This window comes from Saccharopolyspora sp. NPDC000995, from assembly GCF_053599315.1.
The window spans coordinates 1-15,655 of record NZ_JBSFLZ010000033.1; the positions used below are offsets into that span (position 1 = coordinate 1).

Sequence of the window (15,655 nt, forward strand, 5' to 3'; positions counted from 1 at the left end):
ACCGCGATCAACTCTGGCGGCACTGCGAAGGCAGCGTCGTTCTTTCGTCAACGACGCAGACCGAGTCGCTGGATCAGCGAACGGTAGCGTTCGATGTCCACCTTGGTCAGGTAGTTGAGCAGCCGGCGGCGGCGGCCGACCATCAGCAGCAAGCCACGACGCGAGTGGTGGTCGTGCTTGTGCTGCTTGAGGTGCTCGGTCAGCCCGGTGATCCGCTTGGTCAGCAGGGCCACCTGGGCCTCCGGCGAACCGGCGTCGCCGTCCTTCAGGCCGTACTCGGCCAGGATCTGCTTCTTGTCATCAGTGGACAACGCCACGAGTTGATTCTCCTTCGATGTCCCGTGTCAGCTGTGCCCGACCAGCCGGTCGGGTAGCGGGTCGACGCGCGATCGACCAGATTCGGCCACCACGGACTGCAGCCGTTCCACAGGCCAGGATAACAGGGAAGGACTGCACTACCGGGTTAGCCCGGCGTCTCGCGCGTCACCGCGACGCGGTACACCGTCCGGTACTCGCGGCCGCCTTCCTGCAGGTCACTGCGCACCACGGCCAGCTCGCGCGACTGCCACCAAGGACCGGCGTAGCCGGCGAACAGCCCGGGCAGCAGCTCCCGATCGGCGTGCCCGGCGGCCCATCGGGCGATGGTGAGATGCGCTGTGTAACCGCGTGGATCGCTCCCGGCCGCGCGCACCAGCGCGCGTAGCGCGGCGTCGTCGGAATCGGTGCCCGGCTCGACGCCGATCCACAGCACGCCGCGGAATGCCCCAGCACCGGCCAGCCGGAGCCGCGGCGGCGCCGGTTCGGCCTCCAGCAGGCGGGCGACGCGGTGGTCCAGTCTCTCGATCACGTGCTGCTGGTCGGCGTCGTCGCCGTGGAAGCGCAGCGTCAGGTGCCAGCGCTGCGAAGGCGTGAAGCGGAACTTGCGCAGTCCAGCGGTGGCCTTGGCCACTCGGTCCGGGCGGAGCCTGTCGACTGTCGACGCCAGGTGCCGCACCGCCTCTTCTGACGGCCACAACGCGGTGAACAGACGCATGCTCCCCAGTGTCCGTGCGATTTCAATGGAAATCGACCCGCCGATTTCCGTTGGAATCGAATCAGGGGAAGGTGGTCAGTCTCCGTTGGCGGCGCGGCGGAGCAACTGCGCCAGCGCCGGGTAGCGACCTTCGAGCAGCGACGCCGCCGCCTCCAGTTCGCCGGGTTTGGCCACCTCGCGCAGCACCGGCCAGGCGGCTTCCTCGCCGTTGGCCGCGTGCATGACCGGGAAGTTGTCGCGCCCCACCGACGGTTGTGACTGCCGGACGTCCTCTAGGGCCTGCTTGATCGCGTCCGACTCGCCCACGGCAACCCCGGGGATGAGCACCTTGCGCTCCAGCATCACGAGCCGGGCCAACACCGACGGGTTGCCGATCTTGGCGCGCCGCCCGCTCATCACCTGGCTGAGCATCGGTGCGCTGATCCCGAGGACCTCGGCGAGTTGGGCCTGCGAGATGCGGAACGCAACGACCAGTCGGCGTACCCGGTCCCCCAGCGGCTCGCCGTACCACTGCCGTTGCAGCGCCAGGTTCCGCTGGACGTTGCTGCTCTCCGTCACCTTCGCTCCCCCCGTGTCGGCGCCGACCCGGCCGCGGACGGCTGCTGGTTCGGCTGTGAATACTGCCAGGTCACCGGCCGGGCGCGGACGGGAATCCGAAATATGTTCCACTCGCGGTGCGCCGGGCAGCCGACGCAACTGCTCCGTTCGGGGGGTCGGCCTGCCGGGTCTCACCCGTCCGCCCCCAGGATGCGCCGGGTTTCGGCGACGTCCTGGTGCATCTGCTCGATCAGCGCGTCGACCGTGTCGTAGCGCTCCATCGACCGCAGGCGCTGCACGAAGTCCAGTTCGACGTGCTCGCCGTAGAAGTCGGCGTCGACGTCCAGCACGTACGCCTCGACGGTGCGCTCGGTGCCGGAGAAGGTCGGGTTGCTGCCAACCGACACCGCCGCCGGCAGGGTCTTCCCCTGCCCCTTCGAGCCACGTAGGCGGTGCGTGAACCACGCCGCGTACACGCCGTCGGCCGGGATCGCCGTGTGGGGCGGGGTGGACAGGTTGGCGGTCGGGAAGCCGAGTTCCTTGCCACCGCGCCCGGCGCCGCGCACCACGATGCCCTCCAGCCGGTGGTAGCGGCCCAGCGCGGAGGCGGCCGCGACGACGTCGCCGGCGTCGATGCAGGAGCGGATGTAGGTCGAGGAGAAGGTCACCGAAGTTCCGTCCGCGGCATCGGAGCGCTGCACCGGCCCGGAAACCAGCGCATCGGACTCGACCTCGAAGCCGAACCGCTCGCCGAGCTTGGCCAGCAGCTCGATGTTGCCGGCCGCCTTGTGGCCGAAGGTGAAGTTCTCGCCGACCACGATCTCCGCCGCGTGCAACCGTTCCACCAGCATCGCGTGCACGAACTCCTCGGCCGGGATGCGCGAGACCTCGCGGGTGAACGGCAGCACGCAGAAGACATCTACGCCGAGTTGTTCGACGAGTTCGGCGCGCCGCCGCAGGGTGGTCAGCTGCGCCGGGTGACTACCCGCGCGGACCACCTCGGACGGGTGCGGGTCGAAGGTCATCAGCACGCAGGGCACGTTGCGGCGGCGGGCCTGCTGCACCGCGTGCGTGATCAACTGCTGGTGCCCGCGGTGCACCCCGTCGAAGACGCCGATAGTGACTACGCACCGGCCCCAGCCACCGGGGGTCTGCTCCAAACCACGCCATCGCTGCACGACCAGGAAGCCTACTGCGCCGCCACCCGGGCACCGGCACGCCACCGCCCGTGCCGCAGATCACGCGGCACGGGCGGCCGAGTGGGACAGGGGTTGCGCCGAAAACGGTTGCGAATCAAGGGGACTCGTCCGGGCTCGATCAGTTCGCCGGAATGATCAGCAACACCGCCTTCGCGGTCCGGCCGCGGTCGCGGACCAGGGCGACCGCGCGACCGTCCGGATCGAACATCCCGTAGAGGCCCTCGACCCCGGCCGCCGGCACCACCTGGCCGTGCGAGAGGGCCCTGGCGACGGTGGAGTCCACGTTGCGGCGCGGGAACGCGGCCTCGACCGCCTGGTCCAGGCTCATCGACAACCCGGGCTCGGACTCCAACTGCTCCAGGGTTCGCGCCGTGACCAGCCCGAACGGACCGACCCGGGTGCGGCGGAGTTCGGCGAGGTGCCCGCCGACACCGAGCCCGGCGCCCAGGTCCCGCGCCAGCGCGCGCACGTAGGTGCCCGACGAGCATTCGACCAGCACGTCCAGGTCGGTCGTCCGCTCGGTGCGGCGCAGCGCCAGCACGTCGAAGCGCGACACCGTGACCGCGCGCGCGGCCAACTCCACGCTCTCGCCGTTGCGCGCCAGTTCGTAGGCGCGCCGACCGTTGACCTTCACCGCACTGACGGCGCTAGGCACCTGCTGGATGTCGCCGGTCAGTTCCGCTATCCCGGCCCGGATCGCCTCCTCATCCACTGCGGACGCGTCCACTTCGGACATCACGTCGCCCTCGGCGTCGTCGGTGGTGGTGGTCGCGCCCAGCCGGATCGTGGCGAGGTAGGCCTTGGTGTCCAGGGCGAGGTGGCCGAGCAGCTTGGTGGCCCGCTCCAAGCCGAGAACCAGCACTCCGGTGGCCATCGGGTCCAGCGTCCCGGCGTGCCCGACGCGGCGGGTGCCCATGATGCGGCGGACCCGAGACACGACGTCGTGCGAGGTCATCCCCGCCGGTTTGTCGATCACCAGCAGGCCGGGCGAAACGGTGGGACGCGTTTTGCGGGAGCGTTCGGACACGAGGCACCATCTTCCCCGACCCGGAGCGGGGCGCGTCGCCAGGGTGGCGCGCGGTGATGAGGAGGTTTGCCGGTGGTGTTCCGAACGATCAGGCGCCTCGGCGACCCGGCGTTGCGCATGGCGACCGAGCCGATCACGGTGTTGGGCAGCGGACTGATGGCGCGCTGCCTGCAGCACGAGACCGACCACCTCGACGGCGTGGTCTACATACAGCGCCTCGACTCGGAGCACCGCCGAGACGCCTACCGCCAGGTCCGCGAGCAGGACTGGTGCTGGCAGTGACCACCCGGTGGCCGGCGCGTTCCCGCTGGCCACGGGGTGCTTACGCGGTGGCTGGTGCCGGTGTTGCGCCGACGACGGCCCATCGGCCGGAGCGGGCCCGCAGCAGCAGCGTGATCAGGCGCAGGACCATGAAAAGGCTCAGGCCGGTCCAGATCCCGGCCAGGCCCCAGCCGAACGCCAGCGACAGCCAGATCAGCGGCAGGTAGCCGCTGGCCGCGCTCAACAACGTCGCGGTGCGCAGGTAGGCCGCGTCGCCGGCACCGAGGAAAACCCCGTCCAGCGCGAACACCACGCCCGCGACCGGCTGCAGGAACACGAAGAACCACCACGCGTGCGGGATCTCAGACAACACCGCGCCGTCGGTGGTGAACAACGTCGGCAGCACACCGGACAGTGCCGCGAACACCAACCCGAGCACCGCGCCGAACGCCAAGCCGTACCAGGTGACCTGCCTGGCGATCCCCTTGGCCCGCGGCGCGGAACCGGCGCCGAGCGCGGCACCGACCAGCGACTGAGCAGCGATCGCCAGCGAGTCGAGCACGAGCGCCAAGAAAGTCCACAGTTGCCAGACCACCTGGTGCGCGGCGGCTGTCTCCGCGCCGGTCCGAGCCGCGACCGACGTCGCCGACAGGAAGCACGCCTGGAACGCCAGCGTCCGCAGCACCAGGTCGCGGCCGAGCCCGAGCTGGGCGCGCATCTTCGCGGGATCCGGCCTCAGCGGCGCCCGTTCGACGACCAGCGCCCGCAGGAACAGCGCGGCGGCGATCGTCTGGCCGATCAGGTTCGCGACCGCCGAACCCTCCAGGCCCCAGCCGAAGGGGTAGACGAACATCGGGCACAGCACTGCCGAGACACCGTTACCGACCAGCACGTAGCGCAGCGGACGTGCGGTGTCCTGCACGCCGCGCATCCAGCCGTTGCCCGCCATCGTGATCAGCACCATCGGCGCGCCGCAGAGCGCGATGCGCATCCAGGTGCCGGCCGCGTCGGCCACCGGGCCGGGCCCGGCGAGCAGTTCGGCCACTGGGACCGCCACCAGCTGCGCGAGCAGCAGGAGCACCACGCCGACGCATACCCCCAACCAAGTCGCCTGCACGCCTTCGGCGACGGCGTCCTTGCGGCGTCCGGCACCGTGCAGCCGCGCAGTCCGCGCCGTCGTGCCGTAGGTGAGGAACGTCAGTTGGCTCGACACCAGCGTGAACAGCGTGCCGCCGAGCGCCAGTCCGGCCAGCGGGACCGCGCCGAGGTGTCCGACGACGGCGGTGTCGACGAGCACGTATAGCGGTTCGGCGGCTAGCACCCCCAGCGCCGGTACCGCGAGCGCCAGCAGTTTGCGCGGCGCTACGCGCTCCCCCAGATCGGACACGCTGGCCTCCCGGTAAGCTGTGATCGACGGGTTCACCCCTGACAGGCAGGGTACGGTAAGGACCGCCCATGGACAACGCTGATTACGCAGCGGTGGCGCTCAGGCTCGCTAGCGCCGACCTGAGCACCCTGGAATCGGTGCGTGCCGCACTCCACGACGAGCCGTGGTGGGCCGACCGGCTGCACGAACCAGACCTGCCGGTGCTGCGCGGCGTGGCGGACAGGCTGCGCCGGGCGCTCGACGCGATGGTGTCCGACGACAGCGAGACCGTGCTCGCGGAGATCAACGCACTGCTGTCGGCGCACCCGCCCCGGCCCAGGCTGTCCGGGCACGGAGGCCGCGACGGCACCCCCAACTGGCACGTCCACGTGGCCGGACCGGACGCACCGGCGGTCGACGAGGTCGCCGCGTCCGCCGCGTGGGGCTTGGCACAGGGTGTCGTCCAGCACGGCACTACACGCTGGGGACGCTGCGGAGCCGAGGGCTGCGGCACCTACTTCCTGGACACCTCGACGAACCAGGCCAAGCGCTTCTGCAGCCCCCGCTGCGCGAATCGGATACATGTCGCAGCCTTCCGAGCCCGCCGACGAGCCTGACCTGGCGCCGATTCGGATTCGATTCGGAGCTGCCCACAGCCGTCACCGTGTCGCGCCCCTACCCGCCAAAGACCCGCCGAAGATGAGGCCCGCCGGAGTCCGCCGAGGTCCGCAATTTCCATTGAGCCTGTTCATCCTGGCCGATCCGCAGCCGCGACACCTGAAGTCCCACGACGCGATGTCGTCGCATGCGCCGAAGGCGCATAGCCCACACTCACAACCGGGCACCGCCAGGGTCCTCAGCGGCCTTCACGCGCGTACAGCTCGCGGGGAGGCGTCAGTCCAGGAGCGGGGCCTCGTCGAGGGCTTTGCGCAGCGCCGCGATGATGTCCTCGGCCGGGCCCTGCGCCGTGAAGCCGGATGCGAGCCGGTGCCCGCCACCGCCGCAGGCAGCAGCGGCGTGACCTACGTCGACGCGGCTGTCGGCTCGCAGGGACACCGACCAGTGCTGCGGCGCGGTCTCCTTGAGCACCGCCGCGACCTCTGCCTCGCTGGTCGTACGCACCACGTCGATGACGCTGTCCACGTCCTCGCTGCGCAGGCCGTCGGATTGCGCCAGCCGAACCGTCGCGTGCACCAGCCCCAGTCCCTGCGCCGCGGTCGGCTCCAGCTGGGCTTCGCCCAACACGCCGGAAAGCATGCTCAGCCAGTCGAACGGATGCGTGTCCAGCAGCGGCCGCGTCGTCGCTTCGGGGTCCACCCCGGCCTCCAACAGCCGCGCCGCCACCCGGTGCGTCCAAGCGCTGGCGTGCCGGAACGAACGGGTGTCGGTGACCAGGCCCGCGTAGAGGCACCGAGCGATAGGCAGATCGAGCTCCTCGCCGAGCTCGTCGAGCAACCGCAGCACGATCATCACCGTTGCCTCAGCGTGCTCGTCGACCACGTGCAGCGTGCCGAAGCGGGTGTTCGACACGTGGTGGTCGATCACGATGACGTCGCCGCCGGCGGCGATCGTCGCAGGCACCCGATCGGCGAGCAGACCGAGCCGCTGCAGGCTCCCGGTGTCGCAGACGACCAGCAGCGGCGGCGCGGCGGACACCTCGTCCGCGGGCACCACCAGCCCGTCGCCGTCCAGATCGCGCAGCGAGAACGGCGGCAGCTCGGGTTTCCCGAACGACACGCGGACCGTGCAGCCCCGCCGCCGCAGCACCCTCCCCAGCGCCAACGCACTGCCGAGTGCGTCGGCGTCCGGGTTGATGTGCGCGAACAGCGTCACGTCCGAGGCTTCGGTCAGCTTGCGGGCGGCCTCGGCAATGGCGGGTGCGACCGGGTCGACGCCGGTCGAAGGACCGCCGCCGCAGCGGCCGGATTCGAGTTGCCCGCGCACAGGTTCACCTCCACGACATCGGCGGCCGTGCTGACCACCGATGTCCAACGCACCTGATGCTGCGCTGCGACTCAACCACTCTGTGGCCCACGACGCACATCGGCGTCGGAAAACGACTCCAGGTCCGCACCGTCGGTGGCGAGTTCGTCATCGTCGGTGCTGGTGCGGTACGGGTCGGCGTCGCCGGCGGGCACCGCGCCGGAAGCCAGTCGGGCCACCTCATCGTCGGCCTCCTTGGCCTTGGCGAGCAGCTCCTCCATCCGTCGCGCGTTGTCCGGCACGGTGTCCGCGACGAAGGTCAGCGTCGGGGTGAACCGGACGCCGGTCTGCTGGCCCACCCGGGACCGCAGCACCCCGGTCGCACTGGCCAGCGCCGCGGCGGTCGAGGCGTAGTCGGCGTCGTCGCCGAACACCGTGTAGTACACAGTGGCGTCCCGCAGGTCGGGGGTGACCCGCGCGTCGGTGACCGTCACCATCGCCAGCCGCGGGTCCTTCACCTCGTGCTCCAGCCCGGATGCCACGATCTGCGCGATGCGCTTGGCGAGCCTGCGGGCGCGCGCCGTATCCGCCACAGCGCACCTCCTTCGGGGAAAGTTCAGTTCATTTGACAAGCGGTGCCAGCCGCTTGCGGTGTGGGACTCCGTTCGCACCGCCGCAGGTGGCGCCTGAGGTCCCGCCACCCGCACCCGACGCAAAACGACCACGAAGAGCTCCTAGTCCTCCGGCCCCAGCATGCGCTGTCGGGCCGAGAGCAATTCGAGTTCGGGGCGTGCGGCGACCAGGCGCTCGCACGCGTCCAGCACATCGCGCACGTGCGCGGCGTCACCGGAGACCGCCGCTACGCCGAACAGCGCGCGGCGGTGCAGGTTCTGGTTCCCGGCCTCGGCGACGGCAACCTCGAAGCGCCGCCGCAGCTCGGCCACCACGGGCCGGACGACAGCGCGCTTCTGCTTCAGGGAGTGGACGTCGCCAAGCAGGACGTCCAGTTCGAGCACACCAACGTACATGGGTGTTCCTCACGCGGGAACGAACCGCTGCGCAGGGGGCCGCCGAAGCGACGACCCCCTGCGTAGTACCGGCTCAGTCGCGCGGCTTCTCGCGCATCTCGTAGGGCTCGATGACGTCTCCGACCTTGATGTCGTTGTACGACCCCAGGGTCAGACCGCATTCGAAGCCTTCGCGGACCTCGGTCGCGTCGTCCTTGAACCGCTTCAGCGAGTTGATGCTGAGGTTCTCGGCGACCACCACGTTGTCCCGCAGCAGGCGTGCCTTGGCGTTGCGCTTGATGATGCCGCCGGTGACCATGCAACCAGCGATGGAACCGATCCTGGAGGACTTGAAGACCTCGCGGACCTCGGCCCTGCCCAGTTCGACTTCCTCGTACTCGGGCTTGAGCATGCCCTTGAGGGCCTGCTCGATTTCCTCGATCGCGCGATAGATCACCGAGTAGTACCGGATCTCCACGCCCTCGCGGTTGGCGACCTCGGTCGCCTTGCCCTCGGCCCGGACGTTGAAGCCAAGGACGATGGTGTTCTCCGCGGTGGCGAGGTTGATGTCCGACTCGTTGATGCCACCGACGCCGCGGTGGATCACCCGGAGCTCGACCTCGTCGCCGACCTCGATCTTCATCAGGGACTCTTCGAGCGCCTCGACGGTACCCGAGTTGTCACCCTTGATGATCAGGTTCAGCTGGTTGGTCTCCTTGAGCACCTTGTCCAGGTCCTCGAGGCTGACCCGCTTGCGCTTGGCCGCGTTCTGCGCCTCGCGGATGCGGGCCCCGCGGCGGTCGGCGATCTGCCGGGCCACCCGGTCCTCGTCGACCACCAGGAAGGTGTCGCCCGCACCCGGCACCGACGTGAAGCCGATGACCTGCACCGGCCGCGACGGCAGCGCCTCGGAGACGTCCTCGTCGTTCTCGTTGATCATCCGGCGGACGCGACCGTAGGCGTCGCCGGCAACCACCGAGTCGCCGACCCGCAGCGTGCCCCGCTGCACCAGCACCGTGGCCACCGGGCCTCGACCGCGGTCGAGGTGAGCCTCGATCGCCACACCCTGGGCGGGCATGTGCGGGTTGGCCCGCATGTCCAGCGCGGCGTCCGCGGTGAGCAGGATCGCCTCGAGCAGGTTGTCGATGTTGGTGCCCTGCTTCGCCGAGATGTCGACGAACATGGTGTCGCCGCCGTACTCCTCAGCGACCAGGTTGTACTCGGTCAGCTGCTGGCGGATCTTGGCCGGGTTCGCACCCTCGACGTCGATCTTGTTGACCGCGACCACGATCGGCACACCGGCCGCCTGGGCGTGGTTGATCGCCTCCACCGTCTGCGGCATGACGCCGTCGTCGGCGGCCACCACCAGCACGGCGATGTCGGTCGACTTGGCACCACGGGCACGCATGGCGGTGAACGCCTCGTGACCAGGGGTGTCGATGAACGTGATCGGCCGCTTGTTGCCTTCCAGCTCGGTGATGACCTGGTAGGCACCGATGTGCTGGGTGATGCCACCGGCCTCGCCGGCCTGCACGTTCGTCTTCCGGATGGTGTCCAGCAGTCGCGTCTTGCCGTGGTCGACGTGACCCATGACGGTCACCACCGGCGGACGGGCCGCCAGCTCGTCCTCGGAGCTGCCCGGGTCGCCGTAGCTGATGTCGAACGACTCCAGCAGCTCCCGGTCCTCGTCCTCCGGACTGACCATCTCGATCTTGTAGTTCATCTCCTGGCCGAGGAGCTCCAGCACCTCGTCGGAGACGGACTGGGTCGCGGTGACCATCTCACCGAGGTGGAACATCGCCTGCACCAGCGAAGCCGGGTTGGCGTTGATCTTCTCGGCGAAGTCGGTCAGCGAAGCACCACGGCGCAGGCGAACGGTCTCGCCGCTGCCGCGCGGGAGGCGGACGCCGCCGACCGACGGCGCCTGCATGTTCTCCATGTACTCCTGGCGCTTCTGCCGCTTCGACTTGCGACCGCGCTTGGCCGGACCGCCGGGGCGACCGAACGCACCGGCCGCACCGCCGCGACCACCGGGACCGCCCGGACGACCGCCGCCGCCGGGACGACCGCGGAAGCCACCGCCGGCCGGAGCGCCGCTGGGCGCACCGCCGCCGCCACCGCCGCCGCCACGGAAGCCGCCGCCGCCCCCACCGGGACGACCGCCGCCACCACCGCCGGGACGACCGCCGCCGCCACCACCGCCAGGTCCACCACGACCGCCGCCACCACGGCCGCCGCCGGGACCGCCACCGCTGCGCGGCGGACGGGGCGGCATCATGCCGGGGTTGGGACGGGGCGGCATCATGCCCGGGTTCGGGCGCGAGCCACCGTCACCGCGTGGCGCGTTGCCCGCGGCCGGTGCCGTGCCGGCACCCTGACCGCCGCCCTGGCGCTGGCCACCGGGACCACCGTGACCGCCGTGCTGGCGGCCGGGGCCCTGCCCGCCGCCCTGACGGCCACCCGGGCCCGGCCGCGGCGGCCGCTGCTGCGGCGCTCCGCTGCCGACGCCGAACGGGTTGTTGCCGACGCGCGGCTGCCGCGGTCCAGGCTTGGGTGCCTTCGGGCGCGGCGGAACCACACCTGCATCGCCGTCGCCGCCCTGCTTCGGGCGCGGCTTGGGACTGGGTTTGGGGCCCGATGCAGGCCTGTTCTCGGTCTTGGGGCCCGGCCCCGGTCGGGTCTCGGCCTTGGCAGCCGGAACCTGCTCGACCGCCTTGAACTCCGGCTCGGGCTTGGGGGTCGGCTTCGGACCCGGCTTGGGGCCGGGCTTGGGACGCTCACCGGCCGGCCCTTCGGGGCGCGGACCGGGCTTGGGTCCAGGCTTCGGCGCCGCCGCTTCGGCGCGGGACGGCCTGGGCTCTGCCGGAGCGGGCTTGCCGCCACCGCTGGCGTCGCTTTTCCTCGACGCCGAGGGTTTGGCGAGCGCGTCGCGCAGCCTGCGCGCCACCGGGGCTTCCACGGTGGACGACGCGGACTTCACGTACTCGCCCTGCTCGGCGAGCTTGTTCAGAACTTCCTTGCTGGTAACACCGAGCTCTTTGGCGAGCTCATGTACGCGGGCCTTGCCTGCCACTGCTCTCCTCATCTGGGTGAGGCCGGGCGGCAGTCCCGCTCGACCTCGTCCTATCGCCGATGCGCGTTCATGGCTTCAGCTTCACGGCTGATTCATGACGGGTCGACCTGCTTTCCTTCAGTTGCCTGGCGCGGGACGAATCCCGCGTCGGTCATGTCCTGAGCCGCCAGCTGCGGTTGCCCGGCACTCAGGTGGGCCTGCACGGCTGAGGTGTCCAGGGCTCCCGGCACACGCAGTGCACGCGGAAAAGCCCGGCGCCGCTCGGCCAGACGAAGGCACCCCGGATCGGGGTGCAGCCATGCTCCCCGGCCCGGTTGCCGACGTCGTGGATCGGGAACAGCGACGGGACCCGCCCGATCGACCTCAGCCACCACTCGCAGCAGCTCAGAGGACGACGTCCGGGCACGGCACCCCACGCAAGTACGTACCGGTCCACGGCTCTCGCCGCGTTCGCCGGACACACGTGTGCGGATTGTCGCTCCCTCGCGTCGAACCTCCTGTGATTCTAACCCGACGACGTTACTCGGCCGAACCCACGGTCGGCAGACCTTCCACCGCGGGGTCGAGCCCGGACGCCTGCGCCGGTGGCTGGGCCGCCGCGCTGGTGGGTTCACCGGGGTCGGCATCGCTGCGGATGTCGATCCGCCAGCCGGTCAGCCGCGCCGCCAGCCGAGCGTTCTGGCCTTCCTTGCCGATCGCCAGCGAGAGCTGGAAATCCGGCACGACAACCCGAGCGGTCTTGGTCCGCTCGTCGACGACCTCCACCGAGACTACCTTGGCCGGCGACAGCGCGTTGCCGACGAAGGTCGCCGGGTCGTCCGAGTAGTCGATGATGTCGATCTTCTCGCCACCCAACTCGCTCATCACGTTGCGCACCCGGGCGCCCATCGGCCCGATGCAGGCGCCCTTGGCGTTGACGCCGCTGACCGTCGAACGCACCGCGATCTTGGAGCGGTGCCCGGCCTCCCGCGCCACCGCGGGGATCTCCACGGTGCCGTCGGCGATCTCCGGCACCTCCAGCGCGAACAGCCGCCGCACCAAGTTCGGGTGGGTGCGCGACAGCGTGATCTGCGGTCCGCGCGCGCTCCGGGACACCCCGACGACGTAGCACTTGATCCGGGTGCCGTGCTCGTAGTTCTCGCCGGGCACCTGCTCCGCGGCGGGAATCACACCTTCGCTGTCCCCGACCTGCACGATGACCATGCCGCGGGAGTTGGCCCGGGCGTCGCGTTGGATGACGCCGCCGAGGATCTCACCTTCCTTGGCGGCGAACTCGCCGAAGGTCCGCTCGTGCTCGGCGTCGCGCAGGCGCTGAAGGATGACCTGCCGGGCGGTGGTCGCCGCGATCCGCCCGAAGCCCTCCGGGGTGTCGTCCCATTCCTCCTGCACGCTCCCGTCGGCGGCCAGGGTGTGCGCGATGACCCGCACGACACCGGTCTTGCGGTCCACCTCCACCCGCGCGTGCGACTCATGCCCCTCGGTGTGGCGGTATGCGGTGAGCAGCGCCGATTCGATTGCTTCCAGGACCGTCTCGAACGGGATGTCCTTGTCGCGTTCGATCGCACGCAGCGCCGCGATGTCGACGTTCACCTCGACTCCTCCGTGTCTTCCCGGTCGTCCCCCGCTTGGGAAACGCCGCCCGCAGCACGCTCCAGCTTGACCAAATCCTCCGCCGGTGGCTGCTGGAACTCCACCTCGACCACCGCGCGTTCGACATCACGGTAGGCCACCCGGCGCAGTTCGCCGCCGAAGAGCACCGTGACGCCTTCATCATCGGCTTCCCCGACCCGCGCCACCAACTTCTCGCCGCCGGTGAACCTGATCTTGACCAGCCGGTAGCGCGCCCGCCGCCAGTGCCGCGCGCGGGTCAGCGGCCGGTCCACGCCCGGCGAAGTGACCTCCAGCGTGTAGGAGCCGGCCAGGACGTGCTCATGCGCGTCCAGCACCTCCGACACCGCGCGACTGACGTCGGAGATCTGGTCGAGCCCGACCCCGTCGTCGGAGTCGATGACGACCTTGATCAGCCGACGGCGGCCGGCCTGCTGCACGTCGAACTCCTCCAGGTCGAAGCCCATTCGAGCCACGGCCTCGGCTACGACGGGCTCCAGCTGCGCGGTGATCGCACCGCGCGGCGGGCTGGACACGTTGGCACTCCCTAAATTTCGATCGGGGTCTGTACAGACCTGGCAACATCGCGGCACCGGGTCGCGGGGCCGGTCGGCCCGCGGTACCGGCACGACCATGCTGCCCGTGCGGGCCGCGGTCGCCCAGCGTATCGCGTCCACCCGCACCCGAGCGCGGCATGGGACCCCAACGATCGGCGGATCGAGTCGGCGACCGTGCGGATCACCACCGGCGGTGCCGGGGCGTTCGGCCGGGTGATCGCCTGGCAGGATAGGACGGCGTGGAATCCCCCTCGCGAGCCAGGTCGGTGCTGGGGCGGCGGAGCGTGCTGCGGCTGTTCGCGGCCGTGCCGGCAGCCGCCGCGTTGACCGCGGCGTGCAGCTCGGCACCCGACGAGCCCGACCCGCTGTTGGCACTGGCGGCGGCAGCGAAATCCGACGCCCAGCTCGCGAAGGTGATCGCGCAGTCGCATTCGGAACTGGCCGACGCCGCCAACGAGATCGCCACCGCGCGCCGCGCGCACGCCGACGCGATGCAGCGCGAGATCGACCGACTCGCCCCGCGCGATCCGAAAGACCCGCCGTCGGTGCCCGAACCGGCGCCGAAGCAGGCCCCGGGATCGGCGAACGCAGCGACGAAGGCGCTGCGCGATGCACTGACCCGGGCGCAGGACGCAACGGCCAAGCTGGTACCGGGGCTGCCACCCTACCGAGCCGGGCTGGCAGGGTCGGTCTCGGCGAGCTGCGCGAGCCTGCGGGAGGTACTCGGATGACGGAGCTTTCGGAGGAAGCTGGCAACGCGCTGCGCAGCGCGTTGAGCGCGGAGCACGCGGCCGTGTGGGTGTACGGGTTGGCGAGCGCGTTCGCGGGCGAACCTCGCGTGCGCAGCGCGATCGACGACGCGATGGAGCAGCACCAGAGGCTGCGCGACACCGCGGAGCGGACGCTCCGCGACGCGGCGCAGACGCCGCCCGCGGCTCAGCCGGCGTACTCCGTCGGGGGGCCGGTGAGCGGCCAGGAGGCGGCGATCGGTCTGTTGGTCACGGCGGAGAACGACTGCGAGATCGGCTGGCGGTCGGTGTTGGAGAACACGGAGGACCCCGCGCTGCGCGGCATCGCGCTCGATGGCCTCACCACATCAGCGGTCCGGGCCACCCGCTGGCGGCTCACCATCGGCAGGCAACCGGCCGTGCAACCCTTCCCCGGCCAGCCCTGACCTCCTCAGTCGACGACGCGGGTTCACTGGTGGCCCCGTTCTTACCCCTGGGACGAACTCGGAATGGGACAGCTGACGCCTGCCGTCGCTACTCGGAGCCGGCCTTCAAGGCCAATAGATCGGGTTTGTCAGAGCCGTATCGTGGTGAATAGGGTGGTCCCGTAGACGGCGTCCACTTCCTTCCGCTCGGTCTCGGTGAACCCGACCTTGGCCAGCACACGTCGAGAAGCGGTGTTCCACTCCCGGACCGTGGCCCACAGACGTTCGTACCCGGACGATCTTGCCCAGTCCAGAACCGCCAACGAGGCCTCGGTCGCGTATCCCTGACGCCAGACTCGGCGCAGCAGCTCGAACGCCAGGTCAAGTTCCCCTTCCGATCCTCGTCCGCTGTCAATCAGCCCGCAGTAGCCGATGACGTCACGAGCGGCCTTCCGCTCGACCGCGAGCAACCCGATCGACGATGGCTGGTTGGTGCGGATCGAATCCTCAAGCTCCGCGACCGTGGGGTGTCCATCCGCGTCGATTCGGCGGTGCGGCGGCACTCGTGGATCACGTTCGGTCCACAGCTCACGCTGGACGACCGCCTCGGCTACCCGCCACGGTCTGAGCAGCAGGCGATCCGTCTCGAGTACAACCTCGCGGCCCGGTGTCACTCCAGCTGCCATGACAGCAACTCTCTCACGGGCGAACGCATTGTCATGCCGCCGACAGCGCCTTCTTCCGACGACCAGTAGTCGACCTCGGCTTAGCGCACACATGCGTCAGTTCAGAGAAGCGGCTCTCGGCTGGCTTGTCGGCGGCACCGACCAACTAGCCCCGTGGGCGATTTTGCTGACTCGCAGGAACTGACCAGCGGAAACGCGGCGCTGCCGGGAGCGAACCGGGTCGCG

General features: G+C 70.3%; 18 protein-coding genes. 4 read left to right on the plus strand and 14 right to left on the minus strand.

What is annotated here, in order from left to right; genetic code table 11:
- Window positions 1–47 precede the first annotated feature (47 nt).
- From rpsO to truB, 5 genes are all read right to left on the minus strand, one after another.
- On the minus strand, window positions 48–317 hold the full coding sequence (gene rpsO, locus ACWDKQ_RS13870; protein WP_450139113.1) for a 30S ribosomal protein S15: 270 nt from the start codon (window positions 315–317) through the stop codon (window positions 48–50).
- Window positions 318–463: 146 nt separating this feature from the next.
- Window positions 464–1,033: an RNA 2',3'-cyclic phosphodiesterase gene (gene thpR, locus ACWDKQ_RS13875; protein ID WP_450139114.1), complete on the minus strand. Its 570-nt coding sequence runs from the start codon at window positions 1,031–1,033 to the stop codon at window positions 464–466.
- A 75-nt stretch (window positions 1,034–1,108) separates the two neighbouring features.
- Complete coding sequence (locus ACWDKQ_RS13880) at window positions 1,109–1,591, minus strand: helix-turn-helix domain-containing protein (protein WP_450139115.1); 483 nt, start codon at window positions 1,589–1,591, stop codon at window positions 1,109–1,111.
- A 170-nt stretch (window positions 1,592–1,761) separates the two neighbouring features.
- A complete protein-coding gene (locus ACWDKQ_RS13885; protein ID WP_450139116.1) occupies window positions 1,762–2,748 on the minus strand; it encodes a bifunctional riboflavin kinase/FAD synthetase in 987 nt (328 codons plus the stop codon).
- A gap of 139 nt (window positions 2,749–2,887) precedes the next feature.
- Entirely contained in the window at window positions 2,888–3,796 is a 909-nt protein-coding gene (truB, locus tag ACWDKQ_RS13890) for a tRNA pseudouridine(55) synthase TruB (RefSeq protein WP_450139117.1), read from the minus strand.
- 72 nt (window positions 3,797–3,868) lie between these two features.
- Between truB and ACWDKQ_RS13895 the strand changes: the two genes are divergently transcribed.
- Window positions 3,869–4,078, plus strand: coding sequence for a peptide deformylase (locus ACWDKQ_RS13895; RefSeq protein ID WP_450139118.1), 210 nt, complete (start codon window positions 3,869–3,871; stop codon window positions 4,076–4,078).
- 40 nt (window positions 4,079–4,118) lie between these two features.
- Here ACWDKQ_RS13895 and ACWDKQ_RS13900 read toward each other — a convergent pair whose 3' ends face one another.
- On the minus strand, window positions 4,119–5,444 hold the full coding sequence (locus ACWDKQ_RS13900) for an MATE family efflux transporter (protein ID WP_450139119.1): 1,326 nt from the start codon (window positions 5,442–5,444) through the stop codon (window positions 4,119–4,121).
- Between the two features lie 68 nt (window positions 5,445–5,512).
- Here ACWDKQ_RS13900 and ACWDKQ_RS13905 point away from each other — a divergent pair, with 68 nt between their 5' ends.
- Window positions 5,513–6,040: a CGNR zinc finger domain-containing protein gene (locus ACWDKQ_RS13905; RefSeq protein WP_450139120.1), complete on the plus strand. Its 528-nt coding sequence runs from the start codon at window positions 5,513–5,515 to the stop codon at window positions 6,038–6,040.
- 277 nt (window positions 6,041–6,317) lie between these two features.
- On the opposite strand, the gene ACWDKQ_RS13910 is transcribed toward ACWDKQ_RS13905, so the two are convergent.
- The 7 genes from ACWDKQ_RS13910 to rimP all read right to left on the minus strand — a co-directional run bounded on the left by ACWDKQ_RS13910 (window position 6,318) and on the right by rimP (window position 13,570).
- A complete protein-coding gene (locus ACWDKQ_RS13910) occupies window positions 6,318–7,295 on the minus strand; it encodes a DHH family phosphoesterase (protein ID WP_450139166.1) in 978 nt (325 codons plus the stop codon).
- A 143-nt stretch (window positions 7,296–7,438) separates the two neighbouring features.
- Window positions 7,439–7,939 (minus strand): 30S ribosome-binding factor RbfA, encoded by a 501-nt coding sequence (gene rbfA / locus ACWDKQ_RS13915; protein WP_450139121.1) that lies wholly within the window; start codon window positions 7,937–7,939, stop codon window positions 7,439–7,441.
- 141 nt (window positions 7,940–8,080) lie between these two features.
- Complete coding sequence (locus ACWDKQ_RS13920) at window positions 8,081–8,374, minus strand: DUF503 domain-containing protein (RefSeq protein ID WP_450139122.1); 294 nt, start codon at window positions 8,372–8,374, stop codon at window positions 8,081–8,083.
- Between the two features lie 73 nt (window positions 8,375–8,447).
- Complete coding sequence (gene infB / locus ACWDKQ_RS13925) at window positions 8,448–11,426, minus strand: translation initiation factor IF-2 (RefSeq protein WP_450139123.1); 2,979 nt, start codon at window positions 11,424–11,426, stop codon at window positions 8,448–8,450.
- Between the two features lie 92 nt (window positions 11,427–11,518).
- A complete protein-coding gene (locus ACWDKQ_RS13930; protein ID WP_450139124.1) occupies window positions 11,519–12,052 on the minus strand; it encodes a YlxR family protein in 534 nt (177 codons plus the stop codon).
- On the minus strand, window positions 11,946–13,016 hold the full coding sequence (gene nusA / locus ACWDKQ_RS13935) for a transcription termination factor NusA (RefSeq protein ID WP_450139125.1): 1,071 nt from the start codon (window positions 13,014–13,016) through the stop codon (window positions 11,946–11,948). The genes ACWDKQ_RS13930 and nusA overlap by 107 nt, the downstream gene beginning before the upstream one ends.
- Window positions 13,013–13,570, minus strand: a complete 558-nt coding sequence (gene rimP, locus ACWDKQ_RS13940) for a ribosome maturation factor RimP (protein ID WP_450139126.1) — start codon at window positions 13,568–13,570, stop codon at window positions 13,013–13,015. Before rimP ends, nusA begins: the two co-directional genes overlap by 4 nt.
- Window positions 13,571–13,830: 260 nt before the next feature.
- Between rimP and ACWDKQ_RS13945 the strand changes: the two genes are divergently transcribed.
- Both ACWDKQ_RS13945 and ACWDKQ_RS13950 read left to right on the plus strand, forming a co-directional pair.
- Complete coding sequence (locus ACWDKQ_RS13945; RefSeq protein WP_450139127.1) at window positions 13,831–14,322, plus strand: hypothetical protein; 492 nt, start codon at window positions 13,831–13,833, stop codon at window positions 14,320–14,322.
- Window positions 14,319–14,765 carry a ferritin-like domain-containing protein gene (locus ACWDKQ_RS13950; protein ID WP_450139128.1) on the plus strand — a complete coding sequence of 149 codons (447 nt, stop codon included), beginning with the start codon at window positions 14,319–14,321 and terminating at the stop codon, window positions 14,763–14,765. The genes ACWDKQ_RS13945 and ACWDKQ_RS13950 overlap by 4 nt, the downstream gene beginning before the upstream one ends.
- Window positions 14,766–14,893: 128 nt before the next feature.
- Here the strand turns inward: ACWDKQ_RS13950 and ACWDKQ_RS13955 are convergent, their stop codons facing one another.
- Window positions 14,894–15,430 (minus strand): GNAT family N-acetyltransferase, encoded by a 537-nt coding sequence (locus tag ACWDKQ_RS13955; protein ID WP_450139129.1) that lies wholly within the window; start codon window positions 15,428–15,430, stop codon window positions 14,894–14,896.
- Window positions 15,431–15,655: the final 225 nt, after the last annotated feature.